The sequence below is a fragment of the Pseudomonas sp. B12(2026) genome, assembly GCF_057767015.1.
The window spans coordinates 484018-500008 of the sequence record NZ_CM173430.1 but is presented as its reverse complement, the minus strand read 5'-3'; the positions used below and the strand labels follow the sequence as shown (position 1 = coordinate 500008).

Below are 15991 nucleotides of genomic sequence, written 5' to 3'. Positions count from 1 at the left end.
AGTCCCCCGGAAGCCCCGATTCGCATGCTTTCCTCCCCACTGCTCCAGTCTCTGCGGCGCCTCTGGGCGCTGGACAAGTTCGCCTACAGCCTGCGGGTGTTCGTCGCCCTCAGCGGGGTCATGCTCGCCTGCTGGCTGCAGGGCCGGCCGGAGCTGGTGATCCCGCTGTTCCTCGGGGTCATAGCCAGCGCCCTGGCGGAAACCGACGATCACTGGCTGGGCCGCCTGCAGGCACTGCTGGTGACCCTGGCCTGCTTCAGCGTCGCCGCGCTGGCGGTGGAACTGCTGTACTCCTACCCGCTGGTCTTCGTCGCCGGCCTGGCGCTGTCGACCTTCGCCATGACCCTGCTCGGCGCGCTGGGCGAGCGCTACGCGGCGATCGCCTCGGCCACGCTGATCCTGTCGATCTACACCATGATCGGCGTCGACCAGCGCGGCGGTTCGCCCAGCGATTTCTGGCGCGAGCCGGCGCTGCTGGTGCTCGGCGCCGGCTGGTACGGCCTGCTGTCGGTGCTGTGGAACCTGCTGTTCGCCAACCAGCCGGTGCAGCAGAGCCTGGCTCGGCTGTTCCTCGAACTGGGCGAGTACCTGAAGATCAAGTCGAGCCTGCTCGAACCGCTGCGCCAGCTCGACGTCGAGGCCCAGCGCCTGGCCCTGGCGCGGCAGAACGGCCGGGTCGTGGTGGCGCTCAACCAGGCCAAGGAAACCATCCTCGCGCGCCTGCCCCACGGCCGCCCGGGGCCGAAGATCAGCCGCTACCTGAAGCTGTATTTCATCGCCCAGGACGTCCACGAGCGCGCCAGCTCCTCGCACTACCCGTACAACCAGCTGGCCGAGGCCTTCTTCCACAGCGACGTGCTGTTCCGCTGCCAGCGCCTGCTCAACCAGCAGGGCAAGGCGTGCAAGGCGCTGGCGAAGGCGATCCAGCTGCGCCAGCCGTTCGACTACAACGACAGCGAACTGGCCCTGGCCGACCTCAACGCCTCGCTCGATCACCTGCGCCAGCAGGGCAACCCGGCCTGGCGCGGGCTGCTGCGCTCCCTCGGCGCGCTGGCGGCCAACCTGACCACCCTGGACCGCAAGCTCAGCGGCGCGAGCAACCCGGACGCGCTGGCCGACGAGCAGGACAGCAGCCTGCTGGACCGCTCGCCGCGCTCGCTGCGGGACGCGCTGGAGCGCCTGCGCCTGCAGCTCTCGCCCAACTCGCTGCTGTTCCGCCACGCCCTGCGCCTGTCCCTGGCGCTGGCCGCCGGCTACGGCATGCTGCACCTGATCCACCCGACCCAGGGCTACTGGATCATGCTCACCACGGTGTTCGTCTGCCAGCCGAACTACGGCGCCACGCGCATCCGCCTGGTGCAGCGGATCCTCGGCACGCTGGTCGGCCTGGTGGCCGGCTGGGCGCTGATCGACCTGTTCCCCAATCCGCTGGTCCAGTCGCTGCTGGCGGTGGTCGCCGGGGTCGCCTTCTTCGCCACCCGCAGCACGCGCTACACCCTGGCCACGGCGGCGATCACCCTGCTGGTGCTGTTCTGCTTCAACCAGGTGGGCGACGGCTACGGGCTGATCCTGCCGCGCCTGTTCGACACCCTGCTCGGCGCGCTGATCGCCGGGATCGCGGTGTTCCTGATCCTCCCCGACTGGCACGGCCGCAGCCTGCACCGCCTGGTCGGCGGCACCCTGGCGTGCAACAGCCGCTACCTGCGCGAGATCATGCAGCAGTACGCCAACGGCAAGCGCGACGACCTTGCCTACCGCACCGCGCGGCGCAACGCGCACAACGCCGATGCGACGCTCTCCACCACCCTGTCGAACATGCTGCTGGAGCCCGGCCACTTCCGGAAGGACGCGGAGATCGGCTTCCGCTTCCTGGTGCTCTCCCACACCCTGCTCAGCTACCTCTCGGCCCTCGGCGCGCACCGCGACCGCCTGCCCCCGGCGCCGAGCGACAGCCTGATCGGCGAGGCCGCCGAACGCCTCACCGCCAGCCTCGACGACATCGCCAGGCGCCTTGCCGAGCGGCGCCCGGTGGCGATCTACAGCGACGAGGAAGACGCCCTGGCCAAGCGCCTGGAGGAGCTGCCCGAGGAGCAGGACGACGCCCATCGCCTGGTGCAGACCCAGCTGGCGCTGATCTGCCGCCAGCTCACGCCGCTGCGCACGCTGGCGGCGCACCTGCTGAAGAAGGAGATCGGCACGGAGCAGGCGGAAGCCGCCTGAGCCACGCAGGCCTCCCTTCCGTAGGAGCGCCCGGTGGCATCGCTGCCGTGCGGTTCGCGAGCAAGCTCGCTCCTGCGACATGCAGCAGCTCCGCTACAGGCCGTGTTCCCGCTTCAGCGCGTCGTAGCTGCCGTCGGCGCGCATCGCGCGGATGGCCTCGTTGAACGCCGCGACGATCCGCGCGTGCTGCGGATTGCGCAGGCTGACCAGGATATGCAGGCCCTTCTCCGCCAGCGGCATCGGCAGGAATTCCAGCTGGCCCCCGACCGCCGCCAGCTCCCCGGCGAACTGATGGCGGGCGGTGATCTCGTCCTCCACCGCCAGCTCCACCCGCCCGGCGCGCAGCATCAGCGCGGCGTTGGCGAAGCTGAACACCGGCACCCGCCGCAGCTGCGGGTCGCTGTCGAATTCCGGGGAATAGCTGTAGCCGCGCACCACGGCGATGCGGTAGGGGTAGAGGTCGGCCAGACGGCTGAAGGTGATCGGCGAACCGCGGCGCTTGAGCAACAGCACGCGGTTGCTCAGGTAGGCTTCGGAGAATACGCCGAAGGCTTTCCGCTCCGGGTTGTACCAGGCGCCGACCACCAGGTCGTACTCGCCGCCGCGCAGGCCGTACAGCACGCGCGGCCAGGGGACCTCGACGTACTCGGTGGCGTAGCCCGCGCGCGCCAAGGCGGTGCGCACCAGATGCACCGCTCCCCCGCCGTTGGGCAGCCGTCTGTCCGTGTAGGGCGGCCAGCGGTCCGCGACGATGCGCAGCACCTCATCGGCGCGCGGCGCGGCGCAGGCGAGACACAGCAACAACAGCAGCAGACGCAACGGCATCGGTGCGCTCATTCGGCGGAGAGGGTCCGGAAAGACTAGCCGCAGCCCCCGCCGGAACGCCAACCCGCTCAGAATGGCATCGCCACCCGCAGGCTCATGCCGCCGTCGGCCTCGGGGGCCACCGTGAGGTTGTAACGGTCGCTGGCGGGGCCTTCGAGGAACAGGTTGTAGGTGAAGTTGGCGACGAAGTTGCCCAGCGCCATGCCCACCAGCACGTCGGTGGGATAGTGCTTGTCGCCCTCGACGCGCGACAGCGCGGTCAGCCCGTCGAGGGTGTAGAGGCCGGCCTTGGCGGTGTAGCGCAGGGTCGGGTCCATGTCGATGTAGTCCAGGTTGCGCCGGGTGAAGCTGGTGTGCACGGCGGTGACGGCGCTGTGGTTGGACGGGAAGGAGTCGTCGGGCACCCCGTCGGGCCGCTCGCGCCCGGACCACTCCTTGGCTTCCTCGACGAATCCGCTGACGGCGTAGCGGTCCGCCGCCAGCAGCGCCAGGTTGCGCCCGCGCCAGCTCCACGTCGCCTCGCTGTCCGCCGATTTCGGCGCGGCGACCAGCGCGCTGGCCACGCTCAGCCCGGTGGCGAGGTTGAGCATGTGGTCGGCGGCCTGGTTGGCGTCGCCGCCGAAGAGCCAGTCGTGGTCGCTCGCCGAGCGTTGCCAGCGGTGATCCCAGTTGCCGGCGGCGATCACCGCCGCGCCGGCCACCGGCGCCCAGACATCCGGACTGACCACCGCGCGCTGCGCGGAGTCGCCCACCCGCGACCAGCTCATGGACGGTGCGCCCGCGCAACCGGTCAGGCCAAGGGTGACGGCCAGCATCAGGGCCGTCAGCAGGGTAGTTTTCATCGTGTCCCCCGGCGTCCACCTCGTCCCGGCATGGACGCGTCAATGCATGAGTCCACGACTATAGATGCCGACTATCCGGGAGACCCTGCCTTCAGTCAGGCTTGGTCGACTTGCCGCCGGGCTCCAGCAGGCCCTTGAGCAGCTCGATGGGCATAGGGAAGACGATGGTGGAATTCTTGTCGCCGGCGATCGAGCCCAGCGTCTGCATATAGCGCAACTGCATGGCGCCGGACTGGCGGCTGAGCATTTCGGCGGCCTGCATCAGCTTCTCGGAGGCCTGCAGCTCGCCCTCGGCGTGGATCACCTTGGCCCGCCGCTCCCGCTCCGCCTCGGCCTGGCGGGCGATGGCGCGGATCATCGACTCGTTGAGGTCGACGTGCTTGATCTCGACGTTGGCGACCTTGATGCCCCAGGCGTCGGTCTGCGCGTCGAGGACCTTCTGGATATCCATGTTGAGCCGCTCGCGCTCGGCCAGCATCTCGTCCAGCTCGTGCTTGCCCAGCACCGCGCGCAGGGTGGTCTGCGCCAGCTGGCTGGTGGCGGCGAGGAAGTTTTCCACCTGGATGATCGCCTTCTGCGGGTCGAGCACGCGGAAGTACACCACGGCGTTGACCTTCACCGAGACGTTGTCGCGGGAGATCACATCCTGCGGCGGCACGTCGAGCACCACCGTGCGCAGGTCGACCCGGACCATCTGCTGCACCACCGGGATGACCAGCACCAGCCCCGGCCCCTTGACCTTCCAGAAGCGGCCGAGCTGGAACACCACCCCGCGCTCGTACTCGCGCAGGATCCGCAGCGCGCTGAGCACCAGGAACAGCAGCAGGACCAGCGCCACCATGAGTCCGAAGGGAAAGCCCATCACACACCTCCTGCATCGTCGTTGGCCGCCACCTCCAGGCTCAGGCCGTTGCGCGCCATCACCCGCACCCGCTGGCCGCTGTGCAGCGGCCGGTCGGCGCGGACCTGCCACTGTTCGCCCTGCAGCACCACCCAGCCGGAACAGGGATCGTCGCCGTCCACCCACAGGATGGTCGCCAGGCTCCCCTCCAGCCCCACCGGGCCGCTGACCACCCGGCGCCGCCGGGCCTTGAGCGCGACGCCGGCGATGCCGCCGATGAACAGGGCGCTGACCGTCGCCAGGGTAACCACCAGCGCCAGGGGAATGCCGAAACCGGGGGCGTCGGTGTCGATCAGGATCAGCGAGCCGATCACGAAGGCGACGATACCGCCCAGCCCGAGGGCGCCGAAGCTGGGCACGAAGGCTTCGGCGACCATGAAGGCCAGGCCGAGCAGGATCAGCCCCACCCCGGCGTAGTTCACCGGCAGCATCTGCAGCGCATACAGGCCCAGCAGCAGGCAGATCGCCCCCAGCACGCCGGGCAGCGCCATGCCGGGGTTGGCCAGCTCGAAGATCAGCCCGTAGACGCCGATCATCATCAGGATCAGCGCCACGCTGGGATCGGTGATCACCGCCAGCAGCCGGGTCCGCCAGTCCGCCGCGTGCGGCACCAGCGTCGCGCCGGCCACCTCCAGGCGCACGTCGCGGCCGTCGACGCTGACGCTGCGGCCATCGATCATGGTCAGCAGCATCGGGATGTCCGGCGCCACCACGTCCACCACCTTCAGTTTCAGCGCCTCGTCCGCCGCCAGGCTGACCGCCTCGCGCACCGCGCGCTCGGCCCATTCCGCGTTGCGCTCGCGCAGCTGCGCGAGGCCGCGGATGTAGGCCGCGGAGTCGTTGATCTGCTTGCGTGCGAGGGTGTTGGTGTCGGCGTCCGGCTTGTCGCCGGACTTGTCCGGCGAGCGGTCGGGACTGGGCATGCCGATCTGCACCGGCGTCGCCGCGCCGAGGTTGGTGCCCGGCGCCATCGCCGCGATGTGGCAGGCGTAGAGGATGTAGGTCCCGGCACTGGCGGCCCGCGCGCCGCCGGGGGCGACGTAGCCCGCCACCGGCACCGGGCTGACCAGGATCGCCTTGACGATGCTGCGCATGGCGCTGTCCAGCCCGCCGGGGGTGTCCATGCGCAGCACCACCAGCACCGCGCCCTCCTCGGCGGCGCGGGCGATGCCGCGCACCACGTAGTCGGCGCTGGCCGGGCCGATGGCGCCTTCGATGTCGAGCACCACCGCCGTGGGGGCCGCCAGCGCCCCGCCTGCGCCAAGCAGCAGGAAACAGGCGAGTCGACGGAGCAGCCTCAGCATGGCGCCTCCCTGGCCGAAGCCGACGGGCGCCGCAGTGGATGGAAGGACGGCACCCTTCCCTAAGCATAGTCCCCGGGGCCGTTCGTCCGCCGGAAACGAAAAACCCCGCCGAAGCGGGGTTTTTCTGCAGCAGGCGCGGATCAGCCCTTGAAGACGTCTTCCACGGACTGCAGCGGGTAGTGCTGCGGGTACGGCAGGGTCGCCACGCCGGTCTCGATGGCGGCCTTGGCCACGGCGTCGGAAACGACGCTGATCAGGCGCTTGTCCATCGGCTTCGGAATGATGTACTCGCGGCCGAACTCCAGGGCGCTCACGCCGTAGGCCTCGCACACTTCCTTGGGTACCGGCTGCTTGGCCAGGTCACGCAGGGCCAGGGCGGCGGCGATCTTCATCTCTTCGTTGATGCGGGTGGCGCGCACGTCCAGGGCACCGCGGAAGATGAAGGGGAAGCCCAGCACGTTGTTCACCTGGTTCGGGTAGTCCGAACGGCCGGTGGCCATGATCACGTCGTTGCGGGCGGCGTGGGCCACTTCCGGCGCGATTTCCGGGTCCGGGTTGGAGCAGGCGAAGACGATCGGGTTCGGCGCCATGCGCTTGAGGTCTTCGGCGCCCAGCAGGTTGGCGCCGGACAGGCCGACGAACACGTCGGCGCCTTCCAGGGCGTCGGACAGGGTGCGCTTGTCGGTCTCGGTGGCGAACACCGCCTTGTACTGGTTCAGGTCGGTGCGGCCGGCGTGGATCACGCCCTGGCGGTCGATCATGTAGATGTTCTCGACCTTGGCGCCGATGCTCACCAGCAGCTTCATGCAGGAGATGGCGGCCGCGCCGGCGCCGAGGCAGACGATCTGCGCGGTTTCCAGCTTCTTGCCGGCGATTTCCAGGGCGTTGAGCATGCCGGCGGCGGTCACGATGGCGGTGCCGTGCTGGTCATCGTGGAACACCGGGATGTCGCACTGTTCGATCAGCGCGCGCTCGATCTCGAAGCACTCGGGCGACTTGATGTCTTCCAGGTTGATGCCGCCGAAGGTGATGGAGATGCGCTTGACGGTATCGATGAAGGCCTGCGGGCTTTCGGCGTCGACTTCGATGTCGAACACGTCGACACCGGCGAAGCGCTTGAACAGCACGCCCTTGCCTTCCATGACCGGCTTGGAGGCCAGCGGGCCGAGGTTGCCCAGGCCGAGGATGGCGGTGCCGTCGGAAATGACCGCGACCAGGTTGCCCTTGCCGGTGTACTTGTAGGCCAGTTCGGGATCACGCGCGATTTCGCGCACCGGTTCGGCGACGCCCGGGCTGTAGGCCAGCGACAGGTCGCGGGCGGTGGCGGTCGGTTTGGTCAGCTCGACGCTCAGTTTTCCGGGGCGGGGTTGAGCGTGATATTCGAGGGCAGCGGTCTTGAGATCGGACATTTGGGCACTTCCGCTTTTGTTGCTTGTTGGACAGACGGGGGACCGAGCATACGCAGAAAGCCCGCACCTGCCAAGGTAGCCCGGGCCTCTGCTGTCAAGACCTCTAGCGTACGACTTTCAGCCAGTCTCCGGATTTTGGCTGACCGTTTGGATACAAGTCATTCAGTAAACGTATACGATTTATCGAGTCAGATTCCGCGCCCTTCTCGGCTTTCGCGAACTCCTCGACAGTCTGCCCGGATTTGACCTGAACCACGGCGATCCGGCGCGGTTGCGCGAGTTTGCGCTCGTCCGCGCGCATGGGTCGGAAACTGCGGATCACCCGCAGGAACTGGTCGTCCACGCTCTCCAGCGAGGCGCGGCCTTTGACCGCACCGACGAACAGGTAGGCGCGGTCCGCCTGGTAGATCACCGCGACCCGTCGCGCCGGCGAACCCGGCACCACCCCGGTGGCGCCCGACAGCCCGGCCTGCTGGAAACTCTCCTCGCCGGACAGGCGGCCGCCGGTGCCCTTGCGCAGGAATTCCGCCGGGGTCAGCTGGCCGTCGCGCTGCACCAGCTTCATGCCGATGTAGGCCTGCTGGTCGGCGGTGAAGCCCACCAGGGCGGTCGGCTGGTTGAGGATGCCCCAGCCCGCCGGGTAGCTGAGGGTGAAGTCCAGCTCGGCATGGTAGAAGTTCTGCCCCTTGCGCACGCCGCTGGCGGCGGAGTCGCCGAACGGCATGCCGTCGATGGCCTTCAGGTAGCGTTCGGCGCCGGTTTCCTGCTGGCCGCCGGCCAGGGCCTGGGCGGGGCCGAGCACCTGCTTGAGGCGCTGGTCGTTGTCCGGGTGGGTGTCGAACAGGCCATGGTAGCCCACCGGCTGGGCGGTCTGGCCCTTGCGCGCGGCCTCGTCGCGGGCGAAGTCTTCCTGGTTCTTCAGCACCCGCACCACCTGGATCATCGCCGTGGGGTCGTAGCCGGCGCGGGCCAGGTACTTGGCGCCCAGGCCGTCGGCCTCCAGCTCCATGTCGCGGCCGTAGCCGCGCACGAAGGCGGTGCCGAGCACGTTGGTGAGGTCCGCCGCCGCGCCGACGCCGGTGCCGATGGCGACGGCCTGGCCGAGGACGTTCCAGGCGCTGGACTGGCTCTGCTGGCGCACGCTGTGGCGGGCGGTGACGTGGCCGACCTCGTGGCCGAGCACGGCGGCCAGCTCCGCTTCGGAGCCCAGGTAGGCCATCAGGCCGCGATGGATGTAGACGTAACCGCCGGGCAGGGCGAAGGCGTTGATGTCCGGGGTGTCGATGACAGTGAAGTGGTATTGCAGCCCGGGCCGGTCGCCGGCGCGGGCGACCCGCTCGCCGACCTGCTGCACGTAGGCCTGCAGCTTCTCGTCCTCGTAGCGCGGGTACTGCTTGAGGATTTCCTGGCTGTACTTCTGCCCCAGGCTGAGCTCGTCCTGCTCGCTCATCGTCACGAAGTCGGTCTTGCCGGTGGCCGGGTTGACCGCGCAGCCCGCCAGGACGCCGAGCAGCGCCAGCAGGGCAAGGATTCCGAACGAGCGCACGCTCATGGCAATACCTCCATCATCGCCGGGTCGGTCAAAGGCAGCATCCAGCGTGCCTGTCCGGGTTTCACTCCGCCGCGTTCGGAGCGGTCGATCACCCAGCCGCGCGCTTCCACCTGTCGACCACGCAGGCCGCGCAGGGTTGCATCGTCGAAATGCTTCAGCAGGCGCGGATCGATGCGCAACACCAGCGGGCCGTCGAGATCGATCCACAGGCCGCCGCCGTTGCGCTGCACCTGCTCGACCCGGCCGCGGACCACAGCGAAGCCGCTGTCGTGCAGCTGTTCCACCGCCTGCACCGGGGAGCGCTTCCACAATCCCAGCCCGGCGCCGCGCGCCTCGCGCTCGGCGGCCTGCTGGCAGGCGGTGAGATCGGTGTTCGGGGCGATAGCTACAAGGTAGCCCAGGCCCTCGGCGAGCAGCTGGGATTCGAGGTTGTCGCCGTGCGAATCATAGGCGTGGGCCAGGGTGCGGCCGTACTTGTCCCTGCCCTGCCGGCCGGCGACCAGGCCGACTTCGCCGTCATTGGCCGCCACCAGCGCCTGCAGGCGGCGCTGCGCGGTCACCGCGAAAGGCTCTTCCGGGCGGCCGCGATGGGCCAGCTCCGGGGCGTTCACCCCGATCAGGCGCACGCTGCGGCCATCGGCCAGCTTCAGGGTGTCGCCGTCCACCACCCGCGCCACGCGCACGCTTTCCGGCTCTTGCGGTTGCGGACAGGCGGCAGCCGACGCCCCGGCTGCAAAACAGACGGCCATAAAAAAGGCGCCCACGAGGGACGCCTTTTTCGAAATGCCGTGAAGAACCATGACGGGTCTTCCGCGGAAATCGATCTTACTTCTTGCCACCAAACATGGCGAAACGCTGGTTGAAGCGATCGATACGGCCGCCGGTGTCGACGACTTTCTGCTTGCCGGTGTAGAACGGGTGGCACTCGGAGCAGACGTCCAGGTGGATGCTCTTGCACAGGGTCGAACGGGTCTTGATCACGTTGCCGCAGCTGCAGGTAGCTTCGATTTCTTCGTACGCGGGATGGATTTCCGGTTTCATGATGTCTTCCTCTGGTTGGTGTGCCGCCACCCAGTCTCTGGCAGAAGCCGAGCCACGGTCATCGAGGACCGCAGGCGGGATCTTTACCGGGCACCGCACGCAAATTAAGGGCGTGGATCATACCAGAGAAGTTTTTCCACGCAAGTCAAGCCTCGACCGATCGTCGCCGGGTGCTAAGATCGCCGCTCCCCGCCGCCCCGGAATCCGCCGCGTGCCCTCGCCATCCATCCTGCGCCTCGCCCTGCCCTCGCCGCTGCGCCGCCTGTTCGACTACCTGCCGCCGCACGGGCTCGACGTGTCGCGCCTGCAGCCGGGCGTGCGGCTGCGCGTGCCGTTCGGCCGCCGCGAAATCGTCGGCGTGCTGGTGGACAAGGTGGAGACCTCCGAAGTCCCGCAGGACAAGCTGCGCCCGGCCCTCGCCGTGCTCGACCGCGAGCCGCCGATGCCGGCGCACCTGCTGGAGCTGTGCCGCTGGACGGCGCAGTACTACCAGCACAGCCTGGGCGACACGCTGTCCTGGGCGCTGCCCAACCTGCTGCGCCAGGGCGAGGCCGCCGAGGCGCGCCAGCAGCGCTTCTGGCACGCCGCGCCAGAGGCCCGCGAGGACGACCCGCGCCTGGCCCGCGCGCCGCGCCAGCGCGAGACGCTGAAGATTCTCCGGCAGCATCCCCACGGCGTCGCCCACGAGCTGCTCGGCCAGCTGCAGATCAACAAGGACAGCCTCGACCTGCTGCAGGAGAAGGGCCTGGCCACGCTGGAAGTGCGCCTGCACAGCGTGCCGCCGCGCCACGGCCCGTGGCTGGCGCAGCCGGAGCTGCCGCTGAACGGCGAGCAGCGCGCCGCCTTCGAGGCCGTGCGCGCCGGCTTCGGCAGCTTCCACAGCTTCCTCCTCGCCGGCGTCACCGGCAGCGGCAAGACCGAGGTCTACCTGCAGCTGATCCGCGAGACCCTGGAGGCCGGCAAACAGGCGCTGGTGCTGATCCCCGAGATCAACCTCGGCCCGCAGACCCTGAGCCGCTTCGAGCGCCGCTTCAACGCGCGCATCGCCCTGCTGCACTCGGCGCTGACCGACCGCGAGCGCCTCGACGCCTGGCTGGCGGCCCGCGACGGCGAGGCGGACATCGTCATCGGCACCCGCTCGGCGCTGTTCACCCCGCTGAAGCATCCGGGGCTGATCATCATCGACGAGGAGCACGACGCCTCCTATAAGCAGCAGGAAGGCCTGCGCTACCACGCCCGCGACCTGGCCATGGTGCGCGCGCGCCTGGAGAACGTGCCGATCCTGCTCGGCTCGGCCACCCCGGCGCTGGAAAGCCTGCACAACGCCCAGAGCGGCCGCTACGGCCTGCTGCGCCTGACCCAGCGCGCCGGCGGCGCGCACCAGCCGAAATTCCACCGGCTGGACGTGAAGAGCCTGCCACTGGACTCGGGCATTTCCATGCCGCTGCAGCGTTCCATCGGCGAAACCCTGGCCGCCGGCCAGCAGGTACTGGTCTACCTGAACCGCCGCGGCTTCGCCCCGACCCTGCTGTGCCACGACTGCGGCTGGATCAGCCAGTGCCCGCGCTGCGACGCGCGGATGACCGTGCACCAGGGCAGCGGCGAGCTGCGCTGCCACCACTGCGACCACCGCGAGCGGCCGCCGCGCAACTGCCCCAAGTGCGGCAAGGTCGACCTGCGCCCGGTCGGCGCCGGCACCGAGCGCGCCGAGGAGCGCCTGCGCATCCTCTTCCCGGATCATCCGGTGCTGCGCATCGACCGCGACAGCACCTCGCGCAAGCACGCCATGCGCGACCTGTTCGCCACCATCAACAAGGGCGAGCCGTGCATCCTGGTCGGCACCCAGATGCTCGCCAAGGGCCACCACTTCCCGCGCGTCACCCTGGTGGCGATCCTCGATGCCGACGGCGGGCTGTTCTCCGCCGACTTCCGCGCCAGCGAGCGCATGGCCCAGCAGATCGTCCAGGTCGCCGGACGCGCCGGACGCGCCGAGGAGCCGGGCCGGGTGCTGATCCAGACCCACCTGGCCGACCACCCGCTGCTGGTGCAGCTCACCGAGCAGGGCTACTTCGCCTTCGCCGACCAGGCCCTGGCCGAGCGCCGCGCCGCCGGCCTGCCGCCCTTCTCGCACCTGGCGCTGCTGCGCGCCGAGGCGCACAAGCCGGGGCAGGCCGAGGCCTTCCTCGACGAAGCCTGCAGCGAAGCCGAGCGCATCCAGGCCAGCCTGGGCAGCGACGTGGAACTGCTCGGCCCGGTGCCGGCGCCCATGGAGCGCCGCGCCGGCCGCTTCCGCGCCCAGCTGCTGCTGATGGGCAACGCCCGCGCGCCGCTGCACCGCCTGCTCGGCCCCTGGCTACCGGTGCTCGAAGGCCTGCCCGGCGGGCGCCAGGTGCGCTGGTCGCTGGACGTCGACCCGATCGATCTGTTCTAGAAAAGCAGCGGCAAGCTACAAGCCTCAAGCGGCAAAAAGCAGAGCGGCCATGGTGAGAATCAAGGTTCACCGCAGCTTTTGCTTGTAGCTTTAAGCTTACAACTTGCCGCTGCGCCCTCCGGGCGCCGATAATGCGCGGTTCTGAGCCAGATAACCGGTCGCGCGCGCCGGATGCACGCGAGCACGGAGACAACCATGAAAAACACGATTCGCCACCTGATCCAGCAAGCCCTGGTCCGCCTGACCGAAGACGGCACCCTGCCGGCCGGCCTGACGCCCGACATCCAGGTGGAGAACACCAAGGACCGAACCCACGGTGACTTCGCCAGCAACATCGCCATGATGCTGGCCAAGCCCGCCGGCATGAAGCCGCGCGACCTCGCCACCAAGCTGGTCGAGGCGCTGCCGCAGAGCGCGGAAGTGGCCAAGGTCGAGATCGCCGGCCCCGGCTTCCTGAACTTCTTCCAGGACCAGGCCTGGCTCGCCGCCGGCCTCGACAAGGCCCTGGCCGACGGCCACCTCGCCGTGCGCAAGGCCGGCCCGGCCCAGCGCGTGGTGGTGGACCTGTCCTCGCCTAACCTGGCCAAGGAAATGCACGTCGGCCACCTGCGCTCGACCATCATCGGCGACGCCGTCAGCCGCGTGCTGGAATTCCTCGGCGACACCGTGATCCGCCAGAACCACGTGGGCGACTGGGGCACCCAATTCGGCATGCTGCTGGCCTACCTGGAAGAGCAGCCGGTGGACGCCCAGGCCGAACTGCACGACCTGGAAGTCTTCTACCGCGCCGCCAAGAAGCGCTTCGACGAGTCCGCCGAGTTCGCCGACCGCGCCCGTGAGCTGGTGGTCAAGCTGCAGGCCGGCGACGCCAAGTGCCTGGCCCTGTGGAGCCGCTTCAACGACATCTCCCTGTCGCACTGCCAGAAGGTCTACGACCTGCTGGGCGTGAAGCTGACCATGGCCGACGTGAAGGGCGAGAGCGCCTACAACGACGACCTCGCCAACGTGGTCGCCGACCTCACCGCCAAGGGCCTGCTGGTCGAGAGCGACGGCGCCCTGTGCGTGTTCCTCGACGAGTTCAAGAACGCCGAAGGCGAACCGCTGCCGGTGATCGTGCAGAAGGCCGGCGGCGGCTATCTCTACGCCACCACCGACCTCGCCGCCATGCGCTACCGCCACAAGGTGCTGCACGCCGACCGCGTGCTGTACTTCGTCGACCAGCGCCAGGCCCTGCACTTCCAGCAGGTGTTCGAAGTGGCCCGCCGCGCCGGTTTCGTCCCGGCCAGCATGGACCTGGAGCACATGGGCTTCGGCACCATGAACGGCGCCGACGGCAAGCCGTTCAAGACCCGCGACGGCGGCACCGTGAAGCTGATCGATCTGCTGATCGAGGCCGAGGAGCGCGCCTACACCCTGGTCAAGGGCAAGAACCCCGACTTCAGCGAGCAGGACCTGCGCCAGATCGCCCATGCCGTCGGCATCGGCGCGGTGAAGTACGCCGACCTGTCCAAGCACCGCACCAGCGACTACAGCTTCAACTTCGACCTGATGCTGAGCTTCGAGGGCAACACCGCGCCGTACCTGCTGTACGCCTACACCCGCGTGGCGAGCATCTTCCGCAAGCTGGGCAAGGGCTATGACGAGGTGGGCGGCAGCATCAATCTGCAGCAGCCGCAGGAAATCGCCCTGGCCGCGCAGCTCGCGCAGTTCGCCGACCTGCTCAACAACGTGGCGGTGAAGGGTGTCCCGCACATTCTCTGCGCCTACCTGTACGAGCTGGCCGGCCTGTTCTCCAGCTTCTACGAGCACTGCCCGATTCTCACCGCCGAAGACCCGGCGCAACAGGAAAGCCGCCTGCGCCTCGCCGCGCTGACCGGCCGCACCCTCAAGCAGGGCCTGGAACTGCTGGGCCTGGAAACCCTGGAGCGCATGTAAGCCCCATGGCGAAGAAGAAACCCGCTCCCAAGCGCGGCGCCAGCCGCTACCAGGCCCCGGCCAAGAAGAGTTCGGTCCCCGGCTGGGTCTGGCTGGTCGCCGGCCTGGCCATCGGCGGCTTCATCATGTTCCTGATGAAGCTGGAGCCGGGTCGCAACGACGTCAAACGCGAAAAGCCGGAGGCGCCCAAGGCCGTGGTCGGCTCCAACAAGCCCTCCGGCACCGTGCAGCCGCAACAGCCGGACGCCCCGACCGGGGTGAAGCCCAAGTACGACTTCTACACCCTGCTGCCGGGCTCGGAAGTCGCCGTGCCGCCGGAAGCCGTGCCGCCGCCGGCCAAGCCGCAGCAACCGCAGCAGCCGGCGACCGTGGTCGCGACCAAGGAAGAAGCCGAGAAGATCGACACCCAGCGCGCCCTGGCCGCCCTGAGCGGGCAGAATCCACCGCCGCCCGCGGTGGTCAAGCCGGCGACGCCCGCCGCCACGCCGGTCGCGACCCAGGTCGCCAGCGCGCAGAAGCAGGCCCTGCCGCAGGCACCGGCCGAGACCGCCCCGGCCAAGCCGACCCCGCCGCCGGCGGTGGCCGCGACCCAGTACTACCTGCAGGCCGGCTCGTTCCGCAAACAGTCCGACGCCGACCACCTGCGCGCGCAGATCATCATGATGGGCCAGAACGCCCGCGTGGAATCCGGCACCGTGCGCGACGAAACCTGGTACCGGGTGATGGTCGGCCCCTACGGCGACCGCGCCAAGGCCTCGGCCGCGCAGAAGCAGCTGGCCGGCAACGGCTTCAGCAATCTGCTGTTACAGCAGCGCCAGACCCGCTGACCCTCGGCAGGATCGGGCCCTGCGCCGACGGGCGGCGCGCGAAAAGCGCGCTGACCGTCCGGCGCGGGACTTGAACCCCGCCCTCCCAGTCCCCATCTGACTCTGCATTCGGGCACATCGCCCCGCAGTGTGGAGTAAGACCCTTGACCACCATCGTATCTGTCCGCCGTAACGGCAAAGTCGTCATGGGCGGCGACGGCCAGGTTTCCCTGGGCAACACCGTGATGAAAGGCAACGCGAAGAAAGTCCGCCGCCTGTACCACGGTGAAGTGCTGGCCGGCTTCGCCGGCGCCACCGCCGATGCCTTCACCCTCTTCGAACGCTTCGAGCAGCAGCTGGAGAAACACCAGGGCCACCTGGTGCGCGCCGCCGTCGAACTGGCCAAGGACTGGCGCACCGACCGCTCCCTGAGCCGCCTGGAAGCCATGCTCGCGGTGGCCAACAAGGACGCTTCGCTGATCATCACCGGCAACGGCGACGTGGTCGAACCCGAGCATGGCCTGATCGCCATGGGTTCGGGCGGCGGCTTCGCCCAGGCGGCGGCCATGGCCCTGCTGCAGAAGGCCGGCGACGACATGAGCGCCCGCGAGATCGCCGAGACCGCGCTGAACATCGCCGGCTCCATCTGCGTGTTCACCAACCAGAACCTGACCATCGAGGAGCTCGACAGCGCCATCTGAGGCGTTGTCGCTCTGGAGAAATTC

13 protein-coding genes are annotated in these 15991 nt (G+C 69.1%); 5 read left to right on the top strand and 8 right to left on the bottom strand.

Annotated elements, in window-relative coordinates:
• Nucleotides 1-24 precede the first annotated feature (24 nt).
• Nucleotides 25-2220, top strand: a complete 2196-nt coding sequence (gene yccS / locus AC3B6A_RS02360; RefSeq protein ID WP_488400750.1) for a YccS family putative transporter — start codon at nucleotides 25-27, stop codon at nucleotides 2218-2220.
• Between the two features lie 93 nt (nucleotides 2221-2313).
• On the opposite strand, the gene AC3B6A_RS02355 is transcribed toward yccS, so the two are convergent.
• The 8 genes from AC3B6A_RS02355 to rpmE form a co-directional block, all read right to left on the bottom strand.
• A complete protein-coding gene (locus AC3B6A_RS02355; RefSeq protein ID WP_488400749.1) occupies nucleotides 2314-3045 on the bottom strand; it encodes a substrate-binding periplasmic protein in 732 nt (243 codons plus the stop codon).
• Between the two features lie 68 nt (nucleotides 3046-3113).
• A complete protein-coding gene (locus AC3B6A_RS02350; RefSeq protein ID WP_488400748.1) occupies nucleotides 3114-3887 on the bottom strand; it encodes a phosphatase PAP2 family protein in 774 nt (257 codons plus the stop codon).
• Between the two features lie 91 nt (nucleotides 3888-3978).
• A complete protein-coding gene (locus tag AC3B6A_RS02345; protein ID WP_488400747.1) occupies nucleotides 3979-4749 on the bottom strand; it encodes a slipin family protein in 771 nt (256 codons plus the stop codon).
• Nucleotides 4749-6092 (bottom strand): NfeD family protein, encoded by a 1344-nt coding sequence (locus tag AC3B6A_RS02340; RefSeq protein ID WP_488400746.1) that lies wholly within the window; start codon nucleotides 6090-6092, stop codon nucleotides 4749-4751. The genes AC3B6A_RS02345 and AC3B6A_RS02340 overlap by 1 nt, the downstream gene beginning before the upstream one ends.
• Before the next feature lie 140 nt (nucleotides 6093-6232).
• Nucleotides 6233-7501: a malic enzyme-like NAD(P)-binding protein gene (locus tag AC3B6A_RS02335; RefSeq protein WP_488400745.1), complete on the bottom strand. Its 1269-nt coding sequence runs from the start codon at nucleotides 7499-7501 to the stop codon at nucleotides 6233-6235.
• A 103-nt stretch (nucleotides 7502-7604) separates the two neighbouring features.
• Complete coding sequence (locus AC3B6A_RS02330) at nucleotides 7605-9053, bottom strand: M48 family metalloprotease (protein ID WP_488400744.1); 1449 nt, start codon at nucleotides 9051-9053, stop codon at nucleotides 7605-7607.
• Nucleotides 9050-9853: a thermonuclease family protein gene (locus AC3B6A_RS02325; protein WP_488400742.1), complete on the bottom strand. Its 804-nt coding sequence runs from the start codon at nucleotides 9851-9853 to the stop codon at nucleotides 9050-9052. The genes AC3B6A_RS02330 and AC3B6A_RS02325 overlap by 4 nt, the downstream gene beginning before the upstream one ends.
• A 25-nt stretch (nucleotides 9854-9878) precedes the next feature.
• Nucleotides 9879-10094 (bottom strand): 50S ribosomal protein L31, encoded by a 216-nt coding sequence (gene rpmE, locus AC3B6A_RS02320; RefSeq protein ID WP_090264577.1) that lies wholly within the window; start codon nucleotides 10092-10094, stop codon nucleotides 9879-9881.
• 211 nt (nucleotides 10095-10305) lie between these two features.
• Between rpmE and AC3B6A_RS02315 the strand changes: the two genes are divergently transcribed.
• The 4 genes from AC3B6A_RS02315 to hslV all read left to right on the top strand — a co-directional run bounded on the left by AC3B6A_RS02315 (nucleotide 10306) and on the right by hslV (nucleotide 15967).
• On the top strand, nucleotides 10306-12525 hold the full coding sequence (locus AC3B6A_RS02315; protein ID WP_488400741.1) for a primosomal protein N': 2220 nt from the start codon (nucleotides 10306-10308) through the stop codon (nucleotides 12523-12525).
• A 195-nt stretch (nucleotides 12526-12720) separates the two neighbouring features.
• Nucleotides 12721-14460: an arginine--tRNA ligase gene (gene argS / locus AC3B6A_RS02310; RefSeq protein WP_488400740.1), complete on the top strand. Its 1740-nt coding sequence runs from the start codon at nucleotides 12721-12723 to the stop codon at nucleotides 14458-14460.
• 5 nt (nucleotides 14461-14465) lie between these two features.
• Nucleotides 14466-15287 carry an SPOR domain-containing protein gene (locus AC3B6A_RS02305; RefSeq protein ID WP_488400739.1) on the top strand — a complete coding sequence of 274 codons (822 nt, stop codon included), beginning with the start codon at nucleotides 14466-14468 and terminating at the stop codon, nucleotides 15285-15287.
• 143 nt (nucleotides 15288-15430) lie between these two features.
• Nucleotides 15431-15967, top strand: coding sequence for an ATP-dependent protease subunit HslV (hslV, locus tag AC3B6A_RS02300; protein ID WP_416747313.1), 537 nt, complete (start codon nucleotides 15431-15433; stop codon nucleotides 15965-15967).
• Nucleotides 15968-15991: the final 24 nt, after the last annotated feature.

What these genes read in the sequence shown, in the direction of transcription:
- yccS (WP_488400750.1), top strand. Translation starts at nt 25, where the DNA reads ATGCTTTCCTCCCCACTGCTCCAGTCTCTGCGGCGCCTCTGGGCGCTG.
- AC3B6A_RS02355 (WP_488400749.1), bottom strand. Translation starts at nt 3,045, where the DNA reads ATGCCGTTGCGTCTGCTGCTGTTGTTGCTGTGTCTCGCCTGCGCCGCG.
- AC3B6A_RS02350 (WP_488400748.1), bottom strand. Translation starts at nt 3,887, where the DNA reads ATGAAAACTACCCTGCTGACGGCCCTGATGCTGGCCGTCACCCTTGGC.
- AC3B6A_RS02345 (WP_488400747.1), bottom strand. Translation starts at nt 4,749, where the DNA reads ATGGGCTTTCCCTTCGGACTCATGGTGGCGCTGGTCCTGCTGCTGTTC.
- AC3B6A_RS02340 (WP_488400746.1), bottom strand. Translation starts at nt 6,092, where the DNA reads ATGCTGAGGCTGCTCCGTCGACTCGCCTGTTTCCTGCTGCTTGGCGCA.
- AC3B6A_RS02335 (WP_488400745.1), bottom strand. Translation starts at nt 7,501, where the DNA reads ATGTCCGATCTCAAGACCGCTGCCCTCGAATATCACGCTCAACCCCGC.
- AC3B6A_RS02330 (WP_488400744.1), bottom strand. Translation starts at nt 9,053, where the DNA reads ATGAGCGTGCGCTCGTTCGGAATCCTTGCCCTGCTGGCGCTGCTCGGC.
- AC3B6A_RS02325 (WP_488400742.1), bottom strand. Translation starts at nt 9,853, where the DNA reads ATGGTTCTTCACGGCATTTCGAAAAAGGCGTCCCTCGTGGGCGCCTTT.
- rpmE (WP_090264577.1), bottom strand. Translation starts at nt 10,094, where the DNA reads ATGAAACCGGAAATCCATCCCGCGTACGAAGAAATCGAAGCTACCTGC.
- argS (WP_488400740.1), top strand. Translation starts at nt 12,721, where the DNA reads ATGAAAAACACGATTCGCCACCTGATCCAGCAAGCCCTGGTCCGCCTG.
- AC3B6A_RS02305 (WP_488400739.1), top strand. Translation starts at nt 14,466, where the DNA reads ATGGCGAAGAAGAAACCCGCTCCCAAGCGCGGCGCCAGCCGCTACCAG.